This is a genomic window from Escherichia sp. KTE52 (assembly GCF_000408325.1).
GTDB classification, from domain to species: domain Bacteria; phylum Pseudomonadota; class Gammaproteobacteria; order Enterobacterales; family Enterobacteriaceae; genus Escherichia; species Escherichia marmotae.
Genome location: NZ_KE138680.1, coordinates 1,656,267 through 1,679,262 on the forward strand (window position 1 = coordinate 1,656,267; position 22,996 = coordinate 1,679,262).

The 22,996-nt window shown below is 50.7% G+C and carries 19 protein-coding genes; 10 read left to right on the top strand and 9 right to left on the bottom strand.

From position 1 onward, the window contains the following. Positions 1-7 precede the first annotated feature (7 nt). Positions 8-799 (bottom strand): 3-ketoacyl-ACP reductase, encoded by a 792-nt coding sequence (locus tag A1SC_RS03915; RefSeq protein ID WP_000843394.1) that lies wholly within the window; start codon positions 797-799, stop codon positions 8-10. A 210-nt stretch (positions 800-1,009) separates the two neighbouring features. On the opposite strand from A1SC_RS03915, the gene A1SC_RS03910 reads away from it, so the two are divergent. Continuing rightward, complete coding sequence (locus A1SC_RS03910; protein WP_001517639.1) at positions 1,010-1,657, top strand: TetR/AcrR family transcriptional regulator; 648 nt, start codon at positions 1,010-1,012, stop codon at positions 1,655-1,657. On the opposite strand, the gene ytfB is transcribed toward A1SC_RS03910, so the two are convergent. Further along, positions 1,641-2,279: a cell division protein YtfB gene (gene ytfB / locus A1SC_RS03905; protein WP_001517640.1), complete on the bottom strand. Its 639-nt coding sequence runs from the start codon at positions 2,277-2,279 to the stop codon at positions 1,641-1,643. The two genes, A1SC_RS03910 and ytfB, sit on opposite strands and share 17 nt — an antisense overlap. Positions 2,280-2,496: 217 nt before the next feature. On the opposite strand from ytfB, the gene fklB reads away from it, so the two are divergent. The 4 genes from fklB to A1SC_RS03885 all read left to right on the top strand — a co-directional run bounded on the left by fklB (position 2,497) and on the right by A1SC_RS03885 (position 7,772). Beyond that, the gene (gene fklB, locus A1SC_RS03900; RefSeq protein WP_000211229.1) at positions 2,497-3,117 is read left to right on the top strand and encodes a BamJ family beta-barrel-assembly machinery protein; all 621 of its coding nucleotides are present in this window, start codon (positions 2,497-2,499) and stop codon (positions 3,115-3,117) included. Between the two features lie 301 nt (positions 3,118-3,418). After that, the gene (gene cycA / locus A1SC_RS03895; protein ID WP_016262810.1) at positions 3,419-4,822 is read left to right on the top strand and encodes a D-serine/D-alanine/glycine transporter; all 1,404 of its coding nucleotides are present in this window, start codon (positions 3,419-3,421) and stop codon (positions 4,820-4,822) included. Positions 4,823-5,088: 266 nt separating this feature from the next. Next, positions 5,089-6,246, top strand: a complete 1,158-nt coding sequence (locus A1SC_RS03890; RefSeq protein ID WP_016249509.1) for a hypothetical protein — start codon at positions 5,089-5,091, stop codon at positions 6,244-6,246. Positions 6,247-6,278: 32 nt separating this feature from the next. Beyond that, positions 6,279-7,772, top strand: a complete 1,494-nt coding sequence (locus A1SC_RS03885; protein ID WP_000944314.1) for a hypothetical protein — start codon at positions 6,279-6,281, stop codon at positions 7,770-7,772. Positions 7,773-7,824: 52 nt separating this feature from the next. Here the strand turns inward: A1SC_RS03885 and ytfE are convergent, their stop codons facing one another. The 3 genes from ytfE to A1SC_RS03870 all read right to left on the bottom strand — a co-directional run bounded on the left by ytfE (position 7,825) and on the right by A1SC_RS03870 (position 10,529). Then, positions 7,825-8,487, bottom strand: a complete 663-nt coding sequence (gene ytfE, locus A1SC_RS03880; RefSeq protein ID WP_000331472.1) for an iron-sulfur cluster repair protein YtfE — start codon at positions 8,485-8,487, stop codon at positions 7,825-7,827. Positions 8,488-8,594: 107 nt separating this feature from the next. After that, a complete protein-coding gene (locus A1SC_RS03875; protein ID WP_010379620.1) occupies positions 8,595-9,560 on the bottom strand; it encodes a DMT family transporter in 966 nt (321 codons plus the stop codon). Positions 9,561-9,668: 108 nt separating this feature from the next. Continuing rightward, positions 9,669-10,529, bottom strand: coding sequence for an SDR family oxidoreductase (locus tag A1SC_RS03870; protein ID WP_016262811.1), 861 nt, complete (start codon positions 10,527-10,529; stop codon positions 9,669-9,671). 88 nt (positions 10,530-10,617) lie between these two features. Here A1SC_RS03870 and A1SC_RS03865 point away from each other — a divergent pair, with 88 nt between their 5' ends. Beyond that, positions 10,618-10,998: a winged helix-turn-helix transcriptional regulator gene (locus A1SC_RS03865; protein WP_016262812.1), complete on the top strand. Its 381-nt coding sequence runs from the start codon at positions 10,618-10,620 to the stop codon at positions 10,996-10,998. Between the two features lie 112 nt (positions 10,999-11,110). Here A1SC_RS03865 and cpdB read toward each other — a convergent pair whose 3' ends face one another. Then, positions 11,111-13,054, bottom strand: a complete 1,944-nt coding sequence (cpdB, locus tag A1SC_RS03860) for a 2',3'-cyclic-nucleotide 2'-phosphodiesterase (protein ID WP_016262813.1) — start codon at positions 13,052-13,054, stop codon at positions 11,111-11,113. Positions 13,055-13,225: 171 nt separating this feature from the next. On the opposite strand from cpdB, the gene cysQ reads away from it, so the two are divergent. After that, complete coding sequence (gene cysQ / locus A1SC_RS03855; protein WP_000886881.1) at positions 13,226-13,966, top strand: 3'(2'),5'-bisphosphate nucleotidase CysQ; 741 nt, start codon at positions 13,226-13,228, stop codon at positions 13,964-13,966. Here cysQ and A1SC_RS03850 read toward each other — a convergent pair. Then, a complete protein-coding gene (locus A1SC_RS03850) occupies positions 13,956-14,513 on the bottom strand; it encodes a YtfJ family protein (RefSeq protein ID WP_001517647.1) in 558 nt (185 codons plus the stop codon). The genes cysQ and A1SC_RS03850 overlap by 11 nt on opposite strands. 324 nt (positions 14,514-14,837) lie before the next feature. On the opposite strand from A1SC_RS03850, the gene A1SC_RS03845 reads away from it, so the two are divergent. Then, positions 14,838-15,044, top strand: a complete 207-nt coding sequence (locus A1SC_RS03845; RefSeq protein ID WP_000689228.1) for a DUF1107 domain-containing protein — start codon at positions 14,838-14,840, stop codon at positions 15,042-15,044. Between the two features lie 60 nt (positions 15,045-15,104). Here A1SC_RS03845 and A1SC_RS03840 read toward each other — a convergent pair whose 3' ends face one another. Together A1SC_RS03840 and msrA are read right to left on the bottom strand one after the other, a co-directional pair. After that, the gene (locus A1SC_RS03840; RefSeq protein ID WP_001517648.1) at positions 15,105-16,454 is read right to left on the bottom strand and encodes a polyamine export protein PaeA; all 1,350 of its coding nucleotides are present in this window, start codon (positions 16,452-16,454) and stop codon (positions 15,105-15,107) included. Between the two features lie 187 nt (positions 16,455-16,641). Next, complete coding sequence (gene msrA, locus A1SC_RS03835) at positions 16,642-17,280, bottom strand: peptide-methionine (S)-S-oxide reductase MsrA (RefSeq protein ID WP_016262814.1); 639 nt, start codon at positions 17,278-17,280, stop codon at positions 16,642-16,644. 205 nt (positions 17,281-17,485) lie between these two features. On the opposite strand from msrA, the gene tamA reads away from it, so the two are divergent. Further along, positions 17,486-19,219, top strand: a complete 1,734-nt coding sequence (gene tamA / locus A1SC_RS03830; protein WP_016262815.1) for an autotransporter assembly complex protein TamA — start codon at positions 17,486-17,488, stop codon at positions 19,217-19,219. After that, entirely contained in the window at positions 19,216-22,995 is a 3,780-nt protein-coding gene (tamB, locus tag A1SC_RS03825; protein WP_016262816.1) for an autotransporter assembly complex protein TamB, read from the top strand. Before tamA ends, tamB begins: the two co-directional genes overlap by 4 nt. Position 22,996 lies beyond the last annotated feature (1 nt).

A 22,996-nucleotide genomic window follows, 5' to 3' on the forward strand; every position in this document is an offset into this window, starting at 1 on the left:
TTCAGCCTCAGAAGCGCGGCATACTTAAGCCGCCGTCGATAGCGACCGCCTGGCCACAGGTATAAATCAGTTTGCCTTCCGCCATTGCCCGTACTGTGGAGGCGATATCAGCCGGATAACCCCAGCGTCCCCACGGCACCAGACCTTTGGCAATTAGTTCATCGTAATAGGCTGTTGCCGGAATGGTCATATCGGTTTTGATTAGGCCGGGGCGCACTTCATAGACGCCAATTTGTTCATTGCAAAGGCGAGCGGCAAACAGACGAGCAGCGGCAGAAACGGCGGTTTTGGCAATGGTATATTCGCCGCGATTCATCGCCAGCATGATAGCGTTGATTGAACTGACAAAAATAATCGAGCGGTGCGGTAGCTCTGCTTCCGGTTTCGGTTGTGCCAGTAAGCGTTTACTGAATGCCTGAGCGAGGAAAAACGGCGCACGGGTGTTAATGGCAATGTTTTGGTCGAAGCTGTCTGGCTCCAGGTCGAGAAGGTCACCGCGCTTTTTCACGGAAATCCCCGCGTTGTTGAGCAGACAGTCCAGACGCCCCCACTGGTTTTGCGCCGCGTCGAGCATCTCTTCATGCAGGGAGAGATCGCCAACATCGGCAGGGAAGCAAATCACTTCCACGCCTTCTGCCAGACATTCCTGTTGCGTGGCATGTAATTTTTCTACGCTGTCGGCATCGGGGCGATCGTTAATCAGCAGGTTAAAACCGCCACGAGCAAGTTCCAGCGCACAGCCTTTTCCAATACCACGTGCGGCTCCGGTAATCACGGCAACGGGACGAGTGGACTTCATACAATAACCCTCTTTTGAATATTGTTTCCTTGAGTGACGATTAGCTTGCGACGTGCGGAAAGAAAGATCAACCATCTGGTTGGTTGATCTGCGATAGCGATCACAGGGCATTTGATAACTCGATGAAAGTACGAGTTTTTGCCCTTTTTTCTGGAGCTGAAATCAAATCAGGTTATGATAGTAATCCTGAAGAGGTCGTGGGGAAGCGTTATGTATCTTGATACCAGCAACGTACAAAGCCTGAAGGAAAAACTATTATTATGTGCGGTTAATGAATTTGCCGAATATGGTTATGAAGGGGCCAGAGTCGATAATATCGTGAAGGCTGCGGAGTGCAGTAAACAGACGGTTTACCATCACTTTGGTAATAAAGAAAATTTATTTATCGAAGTGCTGGAATATACCTGGAATGATATTCGACAAAAAGAAAAATCCCTTGATGTTTCAGGTCTCCCTCCACAAAAAGCAATTGAAAAAATCATCGATTTTACCTGGGATTATTACATTGCTAATCCCTGGTTTTTAAAAATTGTGCATAGTGAAAACCAGAGCAAAGGTGTGCATTATGCAAAATCACAGCGTCTTCAGGAAATTAACCACGCGCATTTGCAGTTAATGGAATCCTTGTTGGCTGAAGGGAAGAAACTCAATATTTTTAAGCCTGATATCGACCCGTTGCAGGTGAATATCAATATTGCCGCGCTTGGAGGATATTATTTGATCAACCAGCATACGCTTGGCCTGGTTTATCACATCAGCATGGTTTCACCGCAAGCGCTGGAAGCCAGACGTAAGGTCATTAAAGAAACGATCCTTAGCTGGCTTCTGCTTGAACCTTCATCTACCGCGCACGAATAAAACTGCCATCTGGCTGGCGGGTAAACAGAACCTGTTGATTATTCTCCGTATCAATGGTTAAGCCCGTCACCACGCCGCTGGCGTTCTGGCGAATTTTCACTATCTGCCCATTTTGCAAATTACTCAGCGGTTTACCCACGCCTTCTACCTGCGCCATTGCATAGACATCAGTGGCGGGTAGACCGTGGTCGCGGAACAGTTGCGCCATCGTTTTGCCGGGTTCGACACGGTAAGAGCGCCACTGGTTGTCAATTCCGCTATCTGGCTGGAAAGGTTGTGTTTGTGCGGTTTGCGGCTGATCTTCAGGCTGACTTTCCTGTATCGGTTCAGGGGCGACCGGTGCCACCTGATCGGGATCATTTTGTGGGGTGACTAATTGCGCCCGCAGTTGTTCTTCCGTCGGCGGTTGGGATTGCGACTGAATATCCAGTTGCGCTTCACGCGTCACCACCGGCGCGTCGGGCGTATCATCAGACGGAAGTAGAAAACCGACCACCAATACAATGGCGGCAATAATGATCCCCCGACGATGCATCGGCGGCAGCGGGTCCATGAAGCGAAAATTGTCCGGCGCGTGCCAGACTTTCTCCAGGGTTGGTTTTAGTTCAAAGCGCCCGGGCATGGTTTCCTCCTGCTCCGCGTCTTGTTCCTCAATCATAGCCTATGAATAAGCTAACGCTATGATGTCCGTGGTAAACCCGCTTTTATTATATTCATACGGGATATTGCTATTGTTTCTTTTTCCCCGTGATTTGTCATCATTCCCGCGACAAAGTTTTACCCAAAGTTGTGTGGCTGATATGCTGCCCGCTACTTTTTACCCTAAGAAAGGAAATACGATGACCACCCCAACTTTTGATACCATCGAAGCGCAAGCAAGCTACGGCATTGGTTTGCAGGTAGGGCAACAACTGAGTGAATCTGGTCTGGAAGGGTTACTGCCAGAAGCACTGGTTGCAGGCATTGCTGATGCGCTGGAAGGCAAACATCCGGCTGTTCCGGTTGATGTGGTGCACCGTGCGCTACGTGAAATCCACGAACGTGCCGATGCTGTTCGTCGTCAGCGTTTCCAGACGATGGCAGCCGAAGGTGTGAAATACCTTGAAGAAAACGCCAAAAAAGAGGGTGTGAACAGCACCGAATCTGGCCTGCAATTCCGCGTGATTAATCAGGGCGAAGGCGCAATTCCGGCACGTACCGACCGCGTTCGCGTTCATTACACCGGTAAACTGATCGACGGTACTGTATTTGACAGCTCCGTTGCCCGTGGCGAACCGGCTGAATTCCCGGTTAACGGCGTGATCCCCGGCTGGATTGAAGCACTGACTCTGATGCCGGTAGGTTCTAAATGGGAACTGACTATCCCGCAGGAACTGGCTTATGGCGAGCGTGGCGCTGGCGCGTCTATTCCTCCGTTCAGCACCCTGGTGTTTGAAGTCGAACTGCTGGAAATCCTCTAAGCAGCGCATTCTGTTCCCCTCGAGCCAGAGGGGAGCAGGCATTCAGCAATAAACCCTTCAGTTTGCCAAACGGCGCTATTTTGTGTTGCAAAGACCACGTAAGCGTGTATTTTTGTGAGCTATTTCGCGTTATCACCGTGATATGACACTCACTTTAAACATTAAATTAACATTAGATCTAAATCTTAGTATTCATCCCGCGCATTGTTACCTAATATCGATGAGTCCCGATACCGATTCGTCGTATCATAGACTGACAAAAGGCCGCAGAGCCTGAACAACACAGACAGGAAGAAAAAACATGGTAGATCAGGTAAAAGTCGTTGCCGATGATCAGGCTCCGGCTGAACAGTCGCTACGGCGCAATCTCACAAACCGGCATATTCAGCTTATTGCCATTGGCGGTGCCATAGGTACAGGGTTGTTTATGGGTTCCGGTAAAACAATTAGTCTTGCCGGGCCGTCGATCATTTTTGTTTATATGATCATCGGTTTTATGCTCTTTTTCGTGATGCGGGCAATGGGGGAGTTGCTGCTTTCGAATCTGGAATATAAATCTTTTAGTGACTTCGCTTCCGATTTATTGGGGCCGTGGGCGGGTTATTTCACTGGCTGGACTTATTGGTTCTGTTGGGTGGTAACCGGTATGGCGGATGTTGTGGCGATTACCGCTTACGCGCAGTTCTGGTTTCCAGGACTTTCCGACTGGGTGGCGTCGTTGTCGGTGATCATTCTGTTGCTGGTTCTTAATCTCGCCACCGTGAAAATGTTTGGTGAGATGGAGTTCTGGTTCGCGATGATCAAAATCGTCGCTATTGTGTCGCTGATTGTTGTCGGTCTGATTATGGTGATGATGCACTTCCAGTCACCGACTGGCGTAGAAGCGTCGTTTGCGCATTTGTGGAATGACGGCGGCTGGTTCCCGAAAGGCTTAAGCGGCTTCTTTGCCGGATTCCAGATAGCGGTTTTCGCTTTTGTGGGGATTGAGCTGGTCGGCACAACGGCTGCGGAAACCAAAGATCCAGAGAAATCACTGCCGCGTGCGATTAACTCCATTCCGATCCGCATCATTATGTTCTACGTCTTCGCGCTGATTGTGATTATGTCCGTGACGCCGTGGAGTTCAGTGGTCGCGGAGAAAAGCCCGTTTGTAGAACTGTTTGTGCTGGTGGGGCTGCCTGCGGCGGCAAGTGTGATTAACTTTGTGGTGCTGACCTCTGCGGCTTCTTCTGCTAACAGTGGCGTATTCTCTACCAGCCGTATGTTGTTTGGTCTGGCACAGGAAGGCGTCGCGCCGAAAGCGTTCGCTAAACTCTCTAAACGCGCAGTACCAGCGAAAGGGCTGACCTTCTCTTGTATCTGTCTGCTCGGCGGCGTGGTGATGTTGTATGTGAATCCAAGCGTGATTGGCGCGTTCACCATGATCACCACGGTTTCAGCGATTCTGTTTATGTTCGTCTGGACTATTATCCTTTGCTCGTACCTGGTGTATCGCAAACAGCGTCCACACCTGCATGAGAAGTCGATCTACAAGATGCCGCTCGGCAAGCTGATGTGCTGGGTATGTATGGCGTTCTTTGTGTTCGTTATCGTGCTGCTGACGCTGGAAGACGACACTCGCCAGGCACTGCTGGTTACTCCGCTGTGGTTTATCGCACTAGGGCTGGGCTGGTTGTTTATTAGTAAGAAACGTATAGCGAAGTAATGCTGCTAAGGCACCTGCGGGTGCCTTTCAGGCTGCAAAATTGCCTGATGCGCTACGCTTATCAGGCCTACGGGAGCTCTGCCATATATTGAATTTGCGTGCTTTTGTAGGCCGGATAAGGCGTTTACGCCACATCCGGCATGAACAAAGCACACTTTGTCTGCAATCTCTTTTGTCTTTATACATTCCTAAAAATACTTCCCGTCATCGACAGCGCCCAGGCGCGGGCTTACCGTGAATCTTTGCCACTTATTGCAGAGTTCACTATGGCTAAGCACAGTTGGTTATTAATCGCCGCATTACCTCTCTCCATTTCACCTTCCTGGGGCGCAGATTTTTATTACCGCCAGCAGGAGAAAGGTACGGTTTACATTGCCGAACAGAAGGGGGAAAAAGATGAGATCCTCTCTGAATTACCAGATATTAATTTTTCCCACCTTTGGCGCATTGCCAATTTAGCCAATAAACAAGAAACCCGCTTACTGTCCGATTTTAATCCCGATAAGTTCGATTGCGATGATGAGGGGGATTGTCAGCATACCTGGCTCACCGATGGACGCTCTGTCCTTTGGGCAGGCAAAGTCCTGACAAACCCATCCGGTAAACCTAATGTCGATGCCACCAGTTTTCAGGCATTCGGCGCTTTCGCTGCCGATAAACGCAGTATCTATTTTGATGGTCAGCGTACCGATGATAATAGCGGTGATAAGCAGGTGGATATGTCAACGCTGGAAGAGACGGACATCTGGAATTTACTGCGTGATAAAAATAGTCTTTGGCATAAAGGTCGCTGGTTGGGTCATGCCGATGGATTTCAAATCGTGCGGCATGATTCAGCCATACAATTTGTTGTGCTGACAAATTCGCAGGTAATTGTTAACGGTAAGCTTCTGCCCGCCGATCGCAAAACTTTTCAGATTAAACGTTGGATGCCTGGTGAACGGTTGGTTTATCGCGATAAAAGCGGCGAGCATGACTATGAGCTTGAGGATATTGAGTATCGCTGTGCGCCATTTAATAGTGGTCTGAATAATGTGTCCTGGCTCAAACATGAAGCCACTCCAGCGGGCAGTGACTGTGTTTATGAAACGCTGGTGGGGGTTGATCCGGAATATTTTTATCTGTTTGTTTGGGACACCGGTTTATATAAGAACCAAATTTATAAAGTAACAACCAACGCCTTGGGTGAAGGTGAATTGATTAATCTTAAGTCGGAGGAACTCTCCGGCTCACTTGAAGCAGGTGGTTGGCGGAGATTAATTAATACGTATATATCTCCAGACGGGCAGCTTTACGCTCAACAAGCGACTGAAATTGTGAAAGAGCGTGCCCGGCAAGGTGAATGGCTGCGTTATAACCTGGGTGTGGGAGGATGGTCATCGGTGAAGCAACCTCCGAGCGGACTAAAACCCTTATTTAAATAACCTCTTCACACTAACAGCTTCAGGATGACGCTATGTTGCGAATTAAACCCCTTTGTCTCGCCCTGGCTTTATTTTCAACCACCTCACTAGCCTGCTCCGGTGTACCTTCTGCTGCGTTTTACTACCAGCCGTGGGGGCAAGGAACAAAATATAGCGTTGAAGATAGTGACGATTATGGACTCTATTTCCCGGATATTCATTTACCGCAGGTCAAGTTTAAGCAACTTCGCCGCGTACCCAACGGCACTGATGATAAATATGATTCTCCGGATAATATCAATAATGATTTTGTACAAGTGGATGCTGGCACTTATATCAGAACTAATGGCGGCTGGCGTTTCGACTGGTTGACTGATGGCCGTCATATTTTATGGGCAGGGAAAATAGTCCAGAACCCGCCGGGAACACCGAAAGTCGATGCCGCAACATTCCGTGCCTGGGGACGTTTTGCCGCTGATAAAGACAGCCTCTATTTTGATGGCGAACGCACGGATGATAACCGCGGCGAAAAGCAGGTTGATATGGATTCGCTGCAACAAGTCGGCGGTCGCGTTCGTTCAGGTGATTCTGCGGATGTGCTCAAAGATCGCCGCAATATTTATTTTCAAGGGCGTTGGTTAGGCAGTGCACAAGGGTATTCTATTCTTGGCGTTAAATCCTGGACACGTCGCCCCATTCTTTATTCACCTAATAGTTGTGAAAGCAAAAGTAATCCTGGACCGTGGGATACCATTTGGCGAACCCAATCGCAGGTCTTTGTGAATGGAGATGCCATCAATGCCGATCCGGATACCTTTCATCTTGTGCGCTGGATGGCCGGTTCACTACTGATTTATCGCGACAAAAACGGGGAGAAACGTTATTCGTTCGGGAAAGATTGCCGGAGTACGTTTGATCTACAGCGAGATAAAGTAACATGGTTGACGCGTGATGCTTCCCGGCGCGCTAATGACTGCCGGGTTGCGACCATTCCTGATGTTGATCCGGAATATTTTCGCCCGTTGACGCAGAATGTGGCGCAATATAAAGATTCGCTCTATCTGGTGAAGTATGTTTCTGGGGTCGAAAAAACGCTTTCGGTTATTCATTTACCCGACCCCAAACAAGAATTACAGGGAGGCGTTAATATTGTAGGGAATAAAGTTTATTTCATCGCGAGCGCTGATGTGACTATTTTCGATATTAATGGGCATTGGACGTGGTATAAAAGCCCCGATGGCACAACATTAAATTATTTGGCACATGATGACCGCTATACGTATTTTATTAACGAAGACACGGTTGAGCTCTTTGAACTGAAAGGCCAATGGACGTGGTTTAAATACGCCAATGGTCAATTATCAGATACCTTTGCTCATGATGACCATTATATTTATTACGTAGGAGATGGGTTGGTTCGTGATGCGAAGCGGCGTAATGAGACTCGACAACTCAATGCGGCGCATCTTGATAAAAACGGCAGTCTGCTTACCGTTGAAGGTAAGTACACCAGTTACAATAATGAATTGCTTCCACTGAGTGACTGAATCACTTAACAATCAACGATCCTGCTCATGTCAGGATCGTTGATCAAACAAATCACTCACCCGCCAGCGCGCGTGGGAACAGTACATTATTTTCCAGACTGATGTGCTCCATTAAATCATCAATCAGTTCATTAATACCGTTATACATCGCTTTCCAGGTGGTGCAGGCTTCCGGCGGCGGTGTGACGTTATTGGTAATGTGTTTGATAACCTCCAACAGCTCACCTGCTTCATCGTGTTCGCTTTCCATTACGCTGATTGGCCCCATCGCCTGGCTGCCCATGCCTTGTTTGATCATCGGGAAGAGGATCTGCTCTTCTTTCATCATGTGGCTGGAAAGCTCTTCATGCAGCATAGTCAGGTATTTTGTCAGCCCTTTTGGCACGCTCGGTTTGTCGGCGTGAACGCGCTCTACTTTGGTGGCTTGCAGGATCAACTCTGGCAGTTGTTCACGGTGACGATCGTGGTAGCGCACGATGATATGGTCGATGATTTCTGCCAGCGGCGCGCTACGCCAGTCTTTCTCAATCGGTTGTTCAGCAAGCTTTGCCAGTTCGGCTTCAATGACGTCAACATCCAGTTCTTTACGTGCCGCCGCGCGAGCCAGCGTCTGCTTACCGCCGCAGCAGTAATCCATATCATATTGACGAAACAGAGCCGAAGCGCGAGGAATAGAGAGCGCCAGTTCACCTAAAGGTTGGTCGCGATAAGCCATAGCTGATACCTCATTCTTAATAAGATAAGATGTATTTTAAATGCATCTTTAAGTTAAAAGCTATAACCCTTACGTAGCAGAGGATTATTTAACAGATTGGCAAGGTGTCAACTTTCAGAGACAGGTTCAGCTAAGGGTTTTTCCGGTTTTGCTCTGACTGCAATGATCACGCCGGCCACTAACAGCGCGATACCGCTCAGCGTCATCAGCGGTGGAATTTGTTGGCGGAGTAAAAAGGTGTACAGCAAACCTGCCAGCGTTTCGAAAACAATCAGCGGCCCGAGGATCACCGTCGGTAATCGCTGGCTGGCGACGTTCCAGCAAAGTGCGCCGACCCATGAGCAAAGCACGGCGATAGCAATCATCAGGCTAATAAAGGCCAGTGGACGGGAGCCAAAAGGTAGAGAGAAATCAGGCATTTGCGTATTCAGCCAGAAACAAGCAACAACATAACCGATGAGCGAAACCGGCAGCGTGACCAGCGCCTGCGCCGTCGCCCACATCATTGGATGTTTGTCTGGATTTTCCCGCAGCCAGCGGGCGTTGCGCAATGCATACCACGCCCAGCAAACCACGGAGACTAATGCCAGCATGACGCCTGAGGTATAACGTGCCCAGTCAAAATTGGGGAGACCGTGGTTTAACTCAGCAATATTTACACACGCAAGGCCGATACCAATACAAACCAGCGCCGGGGCGAGTTTCCCCCACGCGAGTTTGCCGTCGCGCTGGCTGTACAGCAAATTGGCAAAGACCGGGATCACCACTGGCAGGGTGCCGATAATCATCGTGGAAACAGGCGCGCCGGTTCGCTGAATGGCACTGGCAAGGCAAAAGTAATAGATGAGATTGCCCATCATGGTGAGCATTAGCGCGGTAAGCCAGTCGCGACGTGTCAACTGGCGCAGACGCACGCGCCCCAGCCAGGCAATGGGCAGTGCAATTAAACCTAATGCCAGATAGCGTCCCATTGATTGCAACATCGCCGGGTATTCTGGAACGATCAACGGCCCGACAAAAATAAGCCCCCACATCAACCCTGCTAACAGGGCGTACAGCACGCCGCTAATCATCACTGGCATCCATTGGTCTGTCAGAAGAAATATTCAGGGAACAGAGATGGTTGCTCCCCGCATCCCGTCATTATCAGAGAGGATGCGGGAGGATGCCACTTTAATTAACTAGTTATTAACATTAAAAAACGCGTTTACGCTTTCGGCTAATGTTGTTGTCGGGCGGCCAATCAGCGTGCTGAGTGTTTTGCTGTCATCAAACAGACCACCTTTTGATGCGCCAACGTCAGAGTCAGCCAGCATATCCGCCAGTCCGCCAGGAAGACCAACGCTTTTCAGCGCTGCGGCGAAATCGGCTTCGCTCATATTCTGGTAGATAACTGGTTTGCCGCTCTGTTTGGTCAGCTCTGCCGCTAACTGTGTCAGCGTCCAGGCGTTGTCGCCCGCCAGCTCATAGACTTTGCCTTCGTGACCTGCTTCGCTAATTACGCGTGCCGCAGCCTCTGCGTAATCTGCACGAGTTGCTGAGGCAATTTTGCCATCGCCCGCCGCACCAATAAATACGCCGTGTTCCAGTGCTGCCGGGGCGCTGGCGAGGTAGTTTTCAGTGTACCAGCCGTTGCGCAGCAGGGTATAAGCGATGCCAGAATCAGCCAGCATTTTCTCCGTCTCGATATGCTCAGCAGCCAGGCCGAGCGGGGAGGTGTCCGCATGTAACAGGCTGGTGTAGGCGATAAATTTCACGCCAGCCGCCTTTGCTGCATTAATAATATTACGATGCTGCGAGGCACGCTGTCCCACTTCGCTGGAAGAGATCAGCAGCAATTTTTCCACGCCCTGTAGCGCAGATGTCAGTGCAGCTTCATCGCCGTAGTTAGCCTGACGCACGCTAATGCCTTGTGCGCTCAAAGCATGCGCTTTTTCCGGATTACGTGCGATAGCCACTATTTGGCTGGCAGAAACGGTTTGCAGCAAAGATTCAATTACATTGTGACCAAGCTGGCCGGTCGCGCCGGTGATTGCGATCATGAGAAATCTCCATTGGTTTGTCTTGTGTTTAAATACGCTAACACCTAAACTAACTTTTAGTAAGTACATACAAAAAGGTAAGTATGAAATGAATCGGGTAAGCCTGTCGCAACAACTGAAAGAGGGAAACCTCTTCGCTGAGCAGTGTCCGTCGCGGGATGTGTTGAAACACGTTACCAGCCGTTGGGGTGTACTGATTCTGGTGGCGCTGCGCGAAGGCACTCATCGCTTTAGCGACTTGCGGCGTAAAATGGGCGGAGTGAGCGAAAAGATGCTCGCGCAGTCGTTACAGGCGCTGGAGCAGGATGGATTTGTTAACCGTATCGCGTATCCGGTGGTGCCGCCGCATGTGGAATATAGCCTCACACCGCTGGGTGAACAGGTCAGTGAAAAGGTTGCTGCACTGGCAGACTGGATTGAGTTGAATTTGCCAGAGGTGCTGGCGGTGCGGGATGAACGTGCGGCATAACTGCCGGAGACCTACGATTCGTGGTTTGTAGGGCGGATAAGACGCGTCAGCATCGCATCCGCCAGGAAGTGCCGGATGCGATGCATGATGTGTAGACCGAAAACGGTGTGTCTTACTTACTCAAATCCACCTGATAAATCGCAAACCCGATATCATCAGTCGCGACTTTATTCATTGGATACTGACCCTTCTCTTTAATAAAGTCTGCGGCTTTATCGGACGGGGACGTTTCAAAACGAATATCCAGTTTTTTATCACCGGCAATCGGCGCTAAACGCCAGTTATTATCTGCCGCTGGGTGAATTTCTCCTGCACGCTTCGACTCTTCAGCAATCCACGCTGCCAGCACCGAACGGTTCTCATCCGGCGACGCAAAGGCGATATGGCTGTCGCCTGTTCCGGCAAATTTGCCACCGTATGCACGATAATTATTGGTAGCAACCAGGAACATCGCGTCCGGATCAATCGGTTTACCATTAAAGGTCAGATTCTTAATCCTTTCCGCATTGGCATTAATCACCTGACATTCACCGTCATAGCGGGCTGGCTGGGTAACATCAATCTGATAATTCACGCCGTCAATCACATCAAAGTTATAGGTACGGAAGCCATCCCAGTTGATTAATGACTGCGGTTTAGTGCTGTTGGGATCTATCTGGTTAAACTGCCCGGCGGAGCACTCCAGCCACTCTTTAACTTCCTTGCCGCTGGCTTTTACCACAATCAGCGTATTGGGATAGAGATAGAGATCGGCGGCATTACGGAAAGTCAGTTGGCCTTTTTCCACTTCTACATAGCTGGCAGGATCGTTCTTGCGACCGCCAACTTTAAACGGCGCAGCGGCAGAGAGCACCGGCAGTTTTGCCAGATCCGGATCGCCCTGAATGTAATGTTCGACATACGCTTTTTGCGCGTTGTTCACCACCTGCACCGTCGGATCGTCCTGTACCAGCGCCAGATAGCTATACATATTGTCGGCGGATTTCCCGATAGGTTTGCTGACAAACTGGCGTGTGGCATCGTGATCGGCTTTCAGCGTTGCAACCAACTTGCTGTCTTCAGCGGCGAGTGATTTTTTATTGGCGACATCGTAAATCGGGCGAGCTTCCGCTTTTGCTTGCGTCACCTGCCATTTCCCGCTGTCATTATTGAGTTGCAGATCGACCACGCCGAGATGATCGCCCCACATGCCTGGCATTACCGCCGGAACACCGTTAATCGTACCTTTGGCGATATCTACGCCTTTGATATCAGCAAAATCTTTGCCCGGGAAGACGGCATGGGCATGACCAAACATAATGGCATCAACGCCCGGAATTTCACTGAGATAATAAACTGAGTTTTCCGCCATTACTTTATACGGATCGGCAGACAGACCAGAATGCGCCAGAACGACAACGACATCGGCACCTTTCTCGCGCATTTCCGGCACGTACTTGCGCACTGTTTCGGTAATATCGTTAACGGTAACTTTGCCGGATAAATTGGCTTTATCCCATCCCATAATCTGCGGTGGCACGACGCCGATATAGCCAATTTTCAGCGTTTGCTTTTTCCCGTCTTTATCGACTACTTCGGTGTCTTTAATTAAATACGGTGTAAACATCGGCTGGTTGGTTTTTACGTCAATGACATTGGCATTTATATAGGGGAATTTCGCCCCCGCCAGCGCATTTTTCAGGTAATCCAGACCGTAATTAAATTCATGATTGCCGAGTGTGCCGACGGTATAATCCAGCGTATTCAGCGCCTTATAGACCGGATGAATATCACCGGCTTTTAATCCTTTAGCCGACATGTAATCCGCCAGCGGGCTGCCCTGAATCAGGTCACCGTTATCGACCAACACGCTATTTTTCACTTCATTGCGCGCGTCATTAATCAGGCTGGCGGTGCGTACCAGCCCAAATTTTTCTGTGGATGTGTCTTTGTAATAATCGAAATCCATCATGTTGCTATGCAAATCAGAGGTTTCCATTATGCGTAGATCGACTGTTGCCGCATTCACGCTGGCAGCAATCAGCGTGGCCAGGAGCGTTGCGCTAAACTTAATCATAAGGGACATCCTTTTATGAACGAGAAGATGAAACGTCTTTCATACGGAGCGTGAAGGATGCCATAAATAATAAATCAGGAAACGATGACGCCATCACAGTTGGCGGATTCTATAGCGATGGGGTATAAGTAAAACAATAAGTTAACGCCGCTCACAGAGACGAGGTGGAGAATGTTAGATCAAGTATGCCAGCTTGCACGGATTGCGGGCGATGCCATTATGCAGGTCTACGACGGGACTAAACCGATGGACGTCGCCAACAAAGCAGATGACTCTCCGGTGACGGCGGCAGATATCGCCGCGCATACCGTAATCATGGAAGGATTACGTAAACTGACGCCGGATATCCCCGTTCTTTCTGAAGAAGATCCTCCCGGTTGGGAAGTCCGCCAGCACTGGCAACGTTACTGGCTGGTGGATCCGCTGGACGGCACCAAAGAGTTTATTAAACGAAATGGCGAATTTACCGTTAACATTGCGCTGATCGACAAAGGCAAACCGATATTAGGTGTGGTGTATGCGCCGGTAATGAACGTAATGTACAGCGCGGAGGAAGGAAAAGCCTGGAAAGAAGAGTGCGGCGTGCGCAAGCAGATTCAGGTACGCGACGCTCGCCCGCCTCTGGTTGTCATTAGCCGTTCCCATGCGGATGCGGAGCTGAAAGAGTATCTGCAACAGCTTGGCGAACACCAGACGACATCCATCGGTTCTTCACTGAAATTTTGCCTGGTGGCGGAAGGGCAGGCTCAGCTCTACCCGCGTTTTGGGCCAACCAATATTTGGGACACCGCTGCCGGTCATGCTGTGGCTGCCGCTGCCGGAGCACACGTCCACGACTGGCAGGGAAAACCGCTGGATTACACTCCGCGTGAATCCTTCCTGAATCCAGGGTTCCGGGTTTCTATTTATTAAGCAACTTATGCAGCAAGTCCATCACTTGCTGCACCTCTTCCTGAGTGAGCGCTCCATCTTTTGCCCATTGCACGCGACCGTCTTTATCCAGCACTGCAATGGCGGAACTCTCTTCATCCAACTGCCAGGCGCTGCGTGCGATGCCGTTGCTGTCGACAATAAACTGTGACCACGGATAGAGCTTTTTATTGCTCTCCAGGCTGCTACGTACAAACATACCTGAACCGGGGATAGCGTCGTCGGTGTTCACAATGGTGGTCGTCTGGTAGCGATCATGCGGCAGTTTTGCCGATTTAATCGCTTCAATCAGCGTCGCATTTTTCTCTTTTGCGGAGGTGCGACCGGCAATATGTTGCAGTACCCGCACTTTCCCCACTAACTGTGCGCTGTTCCAGGTATTGTAGCTAAACTGATCTTTATCAAGTACTAACTCGCCACGATCGGCAATGCCAATTGGTGGTACTCGCTGACCGGTTTCGAATTTATGCGCGGAGGCCATCATCGGCAGTAGCAAGCAAGTCAGCGCGAGAATCTTGCGTAGGGTCATAGTGTTTCCTTCTTATCGTATGCAGGTGATCCGACCACTTGGGTCGGACTTTTAATCATATGTGCTATTTATCGAATTTCCCGCAAGTGTGGTGCCAGTTTGCGGACAAGCGCACAAATCATATGAAAAATGAATGCTTATACTGAAGATTGTGGTTAGGCGAAAAGATAATTCTGAATAACTGTAACGTTAAGGTAAAAAACTTTATACACACTGGAAACATTGCAGCGATAGACTATAGTCATCAGGCATTAAAATTTGCGCCTCATAATAGTTGGGCCGATTGTGGCACCACAAAGGCGTAATACTCAGCAGGAGATAACAATGAAAATTTTCCAACGGTACAACCCACTGCAGGTGGCGAAGTACGTGAAAATCCTGTTCCGTGGACGGTTATACATCAAGGACGTTGGCGCTTTTGAATTTGATAAGGGTAAGATTCTTATCCCAAAAGTGAAGGATAAGCTGCATTTGTCAGTGATGTCCGAAGTTAACCGTCAGGTTATGCGTCTGCAAACAGAGATGGCTTAACCAGCGTGCTATGCAGTAATAAGACGGCTCCTGATTCAGGAGCCGTTGATGTTTCTGGGGTTATGCGACGCTTTCTTCTTTATTTTTATCTTTAGCGTCAGGCTGTTTCGGTGAAAGGGCGGTGGCTTTGCTGTCGATCCGCGTTACCAGCAGTTGGTCGATGCGGTAGTTATCGATATCCACCACTTCAAATTTGTAGCCGGAGAGTTTCACTGAATCGGTGCGTTTCGGGATCTTACGCAGCATAAACATCATAAAGCCGCCGATGGTTTCGTAGTTGCCCGACTGCGGGAACTCGTCAATATCCAGCACACGCATCACGTCGTCAATCGGCGTACCGCCATCGATTAGCCATGAGTTCTCATCACGCGCGACAATCTGTTCTTCCAGCCCCTGACCGACCAGATCGCCCATCAACGTGGTCATCACGTCGTTGAGGGTAATTATCCCCACCACCAGGGCGTACTCGTTCATGATTACCGCAAAGTCTTCGCCCGCAGCTTTAAAACTTTCCAGCGCCTCAGAGAGGGTCAGAGTGTCAGGCACGATCAGCGTGTTGCGAATCTGCACGCCGCTATTCAGTGCCAGGCTTTGATTGGCCAGCACGCGGTTCAGCAGATCTTTCGAGTCCACATAGCCGATGATGTGGTCGATATCTTCATTACAGACGAGGAATTTTGAGTGTGGATGCTCCGCCACTTTATTCTTCAGACTTTGCTCATCTTCATGGAGATCGAACCAAATCACGTTTTCACGCGGCGTCATGGAAGACGGCACGGTACGGGATTCCAGTTCAAACACGTTTTCGATCAGCTCGTGTTCCTGTTTACGCAGTACTCCAGCCAGTGCACCGGCTTCCACCACCGCGTAGATGTCATCAGAAGTGATGTCATCTTTACGTACCATCGGCAATTTAAAGATACGGAAGATCATGTTTGCCAGGCCGTTGAAAAACCACACCAGAGGGGTGCAGACGAACAGGCAGAAGCGCATCGGGTTGATGATACGCAAAGCCACAGCTTCTGGCGCAATCATACCGATGCGTTTCGGGGTTAAATCCGCAAACAGAATAAACATGCCAGTCACTAATGAGAAAGAGAGAATAAAGCTCAGTTGCTCAGAGAGTTCCGCTGATATATAGCGAGAGAACAGGCTGTTAAAAGCCGGAGAGAACGCCGCATCACCGACGATACCACCGAGTATCGCCACCGCGTTCAGACCAATTTGCACCACGGTAAAGAACATGCCGGGATTTTCCTGCATATCCAGAACGCGCTGGGCGTTTATATTGCCTTCATCAGCCAGCAGTTTAAGTTTGATTTTGCGTGAGGCGGCAAGCGAGATCTCGGACATCGAGAAGAACGCACTCACAGCGATCAAGCATAGTATGACTAAAATACTGTTTAACATATCTTATCCGACCGTTCAGGTCAGATCCTCGGAAGGGGAAGTTGATTAATTTGTGCGAAATACACATTGAAAGCCGGTTCGAAGAGAGTGAACCGACATTTTCAGTGGCTAGTATAGCGTAAGGTTCTGTAAAGTCGCCAGAGGGTTAAATTTTTGCTTCATTTCGCTTTAGTTCAGCCTTTTATTGCTACGCTTCAGGCGGCAGGCAAACGCCGATCCCACCAATTCCACAATAGCCATATGGGTTTTTGTGCAGATATTGTTGGTGGTCATCTTCGGCATAATAAAACGGTGTAGCGTTGGCGATCTCGGTGGTTATCTGGCGATCGTCACTGACGGTGAGCATTGCGGCCTGAAAACGTTCCAGACTGGCGCGGGCGGCAGCGTCCTGTTCTGGTGTCAGCGGGTAAATTGCGGAACGATACTGCGTGCCGTGGTCATTGCCCTGACGCATCCCTTGTGCGGGATCGTGATTCTCCCAGAATACCTGTAACAGTTGTTCGTAGCTGATCACGGACGGATCGTAAACCACGCGTACCGCTTCGGCGTGGCCGGTATCACCAGAACACACTTCCCGATAGGTCGGGTTTGGCGTGTAACCGCCGGTATAGCCTGCGGCAGTGCTGTAAACACCGGGAAGTTGCCAGAAAAGGCGTTCCACGCCCCAGAAACAGCCCATAGCAAAAATGGCGATCTCCATTCCGTCAGGCACATTGGTCATTGAGTGGCCGTTGACCGCATGCAATGTGGCTACAGGCATCGGGGTATTACGTCCAGGAAGGGCATCGGCGGGGGAAACCAGATGCTTTTTATCAAATAAACTCATAGTGTTGCTCTCCCGAAAGTCGGCCTTTGGGGATTAGGTTGTAACAAGAGACGTATTTGCACACAATAACCCCCGTGAATGTGTATAAAGTAAACCATAAGAAATATTTTGGGTTTAGTCTGCTTTTAAATCCATATGGCTGGATTTTTGTTAAGCCGTTTAACGGAGTTCCAGGGGCAGGAACAAAGGATATTCAGGAGAAAATGTGCGCTATATCCGACAGTTATGCTGTGTAAGCTTACTCTGCTTTAGCGGAGCTGCCGTCGCCGCGAACGTCCGTCTACAGGTCGAAGGGTTATCGGGGCAGCTAGAAAAGAACGTTCGTGCGCAGCTTTCTACGATTGAAAGTGATGAAGTTACGCCAGATCGGCGCTTTCGCGCACGTGTTGATGATGCCATCCGCGAAGGTCTGAAGGCGCTGGGCTATTACCAGCCGACCATTGAATTTGATCTCCGACCACCGCCAAAGAAGGGGCGGCAGGTGTTGATCGCCAAAGTCACGCCCGGCGTGCCGGTGTTGATTGGCGGCACTGATGTGGTTTTGCGCGGCGGTGCGCGGACTGATAAAGACTATTTGAAGTTGCTCGATACCCGCCCGGCTATAGGCACGGTGCTGAATCAGGGCGACTACGAAAATTTCAAAAAGTCCTTAACCAGCATCGCGTTGCGTAAAGGCTATTTCGATAGCGAATTTACCAAAGCACAGTTGGGTATCGCACTTGGCTTGCATAAAGCCTACTGGGATATTGATTACAACAGTGGCGAACGCTACCGCTTTGGGCATGTGACCTTCGAAGGTTCACAGATCCGCGATGAGTACCTGCAAAATCTGGTGCCGTTTAAAGAGGGCGATGAGTACGAATCTAAAGATCTGGCGGAACTGAACCGCCGTCTCTCCGCTACTGGTTGGTTTAACTCGGTGGTGGTTGCACCGCAGTTTGATAAAGCGCGAGAAACTAAAGTATTGCCACTGACTGGCGTCGTTTCGCCGCGCACGGAAAACACCATTGAAACCGGGGTCGGGTACTCAACGGACGTTGGCCCACGAGTTAAAGCCTCGTGGAGAAAGCCGTGGATGAACTCTTACGGTCACAGCCTGACCACCAGCACAAGTATCTCTGCACCGGAACAGACTCTCGATTTTAGTTATAAAATGCCGCTGCTTAAGAACCCACTGGAACAATACTATCTGGTACAGGGTGGTTTTAAGCGTACTGATCTGAATGATACCGAATCCGATTCCACCACCCTGGTTGCTTCCCGTTACTGGGATCTTTCCAGTGGCTGGCAGCGTGCCATTAACCTGCGCTGGAGTCTCGACCACTTTACTCAGGGTGAAATCACTAACACCACGATGCTGTTTTATCCTGGGGTCATGATTAGCCGGACGCGATCACGCGGCGGCCTGATGCCGACCTGGGGCGACTCGCAGCGTTACTCTATCGACTACTCCAACACCGCCTGGGGATCGGATGTCGATTTCTCCGTATTCCAGGCGCAGAACGTCTGGATCCGCACACTTTACGATCGCCATCGCTTTGTCACTCGCGGCACGCTGGGCTGGATTGAAACCGGTGACTTCGACAAAGTACCGCCGGATTTACGTTTCTTCGCCGGGGGCGACCGCAGTATTCGCGGCTATAAATACAAATCGATCGCTCCGAAATACGCCAATGGTGACCTGAAAGGGGCATCAAAGCTAATTACCGGATCGCTGGAGTATCAGTACAACGTGACCGGAAAATGGTGGGGCGCGGTGTTTGTCGACAGCGGCGAAGCGGTAAGCGATATTCGCCGCAGTGACTTTAAAACCGGCACCGGGGTTGGCGTGCGTTGGGAATCGCCGGTCGGGCCGATCAAGCTCGATTTCGCCGTTCCGGTCGCTGACAAAGACGAGCATGGTTTACAGTTTTACATCGGTCTGGGGCCAGAATTATGAGTTTATGGAAAAAAATCAGCCTCGGCGTAGTCATCGTTATTTTACTGTTGCTGGGATCAGTGGCGTTTCTGGTGGGCACCACCAGCGGCCTGCATCTGGTATTTAAAGCGGCGGACCGCTGGGTGCCAGGGCTGGATATTGGCAAGGTCACCGGTGGCTGGCGCGACCTTACCTTGTCTGACGTTCGTTATGAGCAGCCAGGCGTGGCGGTAAAAGCGGGCAATCTGCATCTGGCGGTCGGGCTGGAGTGCCTGTGGGACAGCAGTGTTTGTATTAACGATTTGGCACTGAAGGATATTCAGGTCAACATCGACAGTAAAAAAATGCCCCCTTCAGAGCAAGCGGAGGAAGAGGAAGATAGCGGGCCGCTGGATCTCTCTACGCCATATCCCATCACCCTGACGCGGGTAGCGCTGGATAACGTCAACATTAAGATTGATGACACTACGGTGTCGGTGATGGACTTCACCTCCGGTCTGAACTGGCAAGAGAAAACCCTGACCCTGAAACCGACATCGCTGAAAGGGCTGTTGATTGCCCTGCCGAAAGTGGCAGAAGTGGCGCAGGAAGAAGTTGTCGAACCGAAGATTGAAAATCCGCAGCCGGATGAAAAACCGCTGGGCGAAACGCTGAAAGACCTCTTTTCTCGCCCGGTATTACCGGAGATGACCGACGTACATTTGCCGCTCAACCTGAACATTGAAGAGTTTAAGGGTGAGCAACTGCGCGTGACGGGCGACACGGACATCACCGTGCACACCATGCTGCTGAAAGTCAGTAGCATCGATGGCAATACCAAACTGGACGCACTTGATATCGACTCTAATCAGGGGAGCGTTAATGCCAGTGGCACGGCGCAACTGTCCAATAACTGGCCGGTAGATATCACCCTCAATAGCACACTGAACGTGGAGCCACTAAAAGGCGAAAAAGTGAAGCTGAAAGTGGGTGGTGCGCTGCGCGAACAACTGGAGATTGGCGTTAATCTTTCCGGTCCGGTGGATATGGATCTGCGCGCCCAGACGCGGCTGGCAGAAGTCGGATTGCCGCTCAACGTGGAAGTAAACAGCAAACAGCTTTACTGGCCGTTTACTGGCGAGAAGCAGTATCAGGCGGATGATCTGAAACTGAAACTCACCGGAAAAATGACTGATTACACGCTCTCTATGCACATGGCGGTGAAGGGGCATGAGATCCCGCCAGCGACCATTACCCTCGATGCAAAGGGCAATAAACAGCAGGTTAATCTCGACAAACTTACCGTCGCAGCGCTGGAAGGGAAAACCGAGTTGAAAGCGTTACTCGACTGGCAGCAGGCGATTAGCTGGCGTGGTGAGTTAACGCTTAACGGCATTAACACTGCGAAAGAGTTCCCGGAGTGGCCGTCAAAACTCAATGGTTTGATCAAAACCCGAGGCAGCCTGTACGGCGGCACCTGGCAGATGGACGTACCAGAGTTGAAGCTGACCGGCAATGTTAAACAGAACAAAGTGAACGTTGACGGAACGCTGAAAGGCAACAGTTATATGCAGTGGACGATCCCAGGTCTGCATCTGGAACTGGGGCCAAACAGTGCCGAAGTGAAAGGCGAGTTGGGGGTAAAAGATCTCAATCTTGATGCCACCATCAACGCGCCGGGGCTGGATAATGCGCTACCAGGACTGGGCGGTACAGCGAAAGGGTTGGTGAAAGTACGCGGTACTGTGGAAGCGCCACAACTACTGGCAGATATTACCGCGCGCGGTTTGCGTTGGCAGGAACTCTCCGTAGCGCAGGTTCGTGTGGAAGGCGATATCAAATCCACCGATCAGATTGCGGGTAAACTCGACGTGCGCGTTGAGCAAATCTCGCAGCCGGATGTGAATATCAACCTCGTCACTCTGAACGCGAAAGGCAGCGAAAAGCAGCACGAGTTACAACTGCGGATTCAGGGCGAGCCGGTTTCCGGGCAGCTCAATCTGGCAGGGAGTTTTGATCGCAAAGAAGAACGTTGGAAGGGAACACTTAGCAATACGCGCTTCCAGACGCCGGTCGGCCCGTGGTCGCTGACGCGTGATATCGCACTGGACTACCGCAATCAGGAGCAAAAAATCAGCATCGGGCCACACTGCTGGCTTAACCCGAATGCGGAACTGTGCGTGCCGCAAACCATTGATGCCGGGGCTGAAGGGCGTGCGGTGGTGAATCTCAACCGTTTCGACCTGGCAATGCTGAAGCCGTTTATGCCGGAAACCACTCAGGCCAGCGGTATCTTTACAGGTAAAGCGGATGTCGCCTGGGATACCACCAAAGAAGGGCTGCCGCAGGGCAGTGTTACTCTTTCCGGGCGTAACGTGCAGGTGACGCAAACCGTCAACGATGCGGCGCTGCCAGTAGCGTTTCAGACGCTGAACCTGACGGCGGAGTTGCGTAATAACCGTGCCGAGCTGGGCTGGACAATCCGTCTGACTAATAACGGTCAGTTTGATGGTCAGGTACAGGTAACCGATCCACAAGGGCGGCGTAACCTCGGCGGCAACGTGAATATCCGTAACTTCAACCTCGCGATGGTAAACCCCATCTTTACGCGTGGTGAAAAAGCGGCGGGTATGGTGAGCGCCAACTTACGTCTGGGCGGTGATGTGCAGAGCCCGCAGTTGTTTGGTCAGCTCCAGGTCACTGGTGTGGATATCGATGGCAACTTTATGCCGTTTGATATGCAGCCGAGCCAGCTTGCGGTCAACTTTAACGGTATGCGCTCGACGCTGGCGGGCACTGTGCGAACCCAGCAGGGGGAAATTTACCTGAACGGTGATGCTGACTGGAGTCAGATTGAAAACTGGCGTGCGCGGGTGACGGCAAAAGGCAGTAAGGTGCGGATCACCGTACCGCCGATGGTGCGCATGGATGTGTCGCCAGATGTCGTATTCGAAGCCACACCAAGCCTGTTTACCCTCGATGGCCGCGTGGATGTACCGTGGGCGCGCATTGTGGTGCACGATCTACCGGAAAGTGCGGTGGGCGTCTCCAGCGATGTGGTAATGCTCAACGATAACCTGCAACCGGAGGAGGCGAAAACGGCATCGATTCCGATCAACAGCAACCTGATTGTTCACGTTGGCAACAATGTGCGCATTGATGCCTTCGGCCTGAAAGCGCGACTGACGGGCGATCTCAATGTCGTACAGGACAAACAAGGTCTGGGTCTGAACGGGCAGATCAACATTCCGGAAGGTCGCTTCCATGCCTATGGTCAGGATCTGATTGTGCGTAAAGGTGAACTGCTGTTCTCTGGCCCGCCGGATCAACCGTATCTCAATATCGAAGCGATTCGTAACCCGGATGCAACAGAAGACGACGTGATCGCCGGTGTTCGTGTCACCGGGCTGGCGGATGAGCCGAAAGCGGAGATCTTCTCTGACCCGGCGATGTCACAACAGGCGGCATTGTCCTACTTGTTACGCGGACAAGGGCTGGAGAGCGATCAGAGTGACAGCGCGGCGATGACCTCGATGCTGATTGGTCTGGGGGTTGCACAAAGTGGTCAGATTGTGGGTAAAATCGGTGAGACATTTGGCGTAAGTAATTTAGCGCTCGACACCGAGGGGGTAGGCGATTCCTCCCAGGTGGTGGTCAGCGGCTATGTATTACCAGGCCTACAAGTGAAATACGGCGTGGGGATATTTGACTCTATAGCAACACTCACGTTACGTTATCGCCTGATGCCGAAGCTATATCTGGAAGCCGTGTCTGGTGTAGACCAGGCACTGGATTTGCTCTATCAGTTCGAGTTTTAGC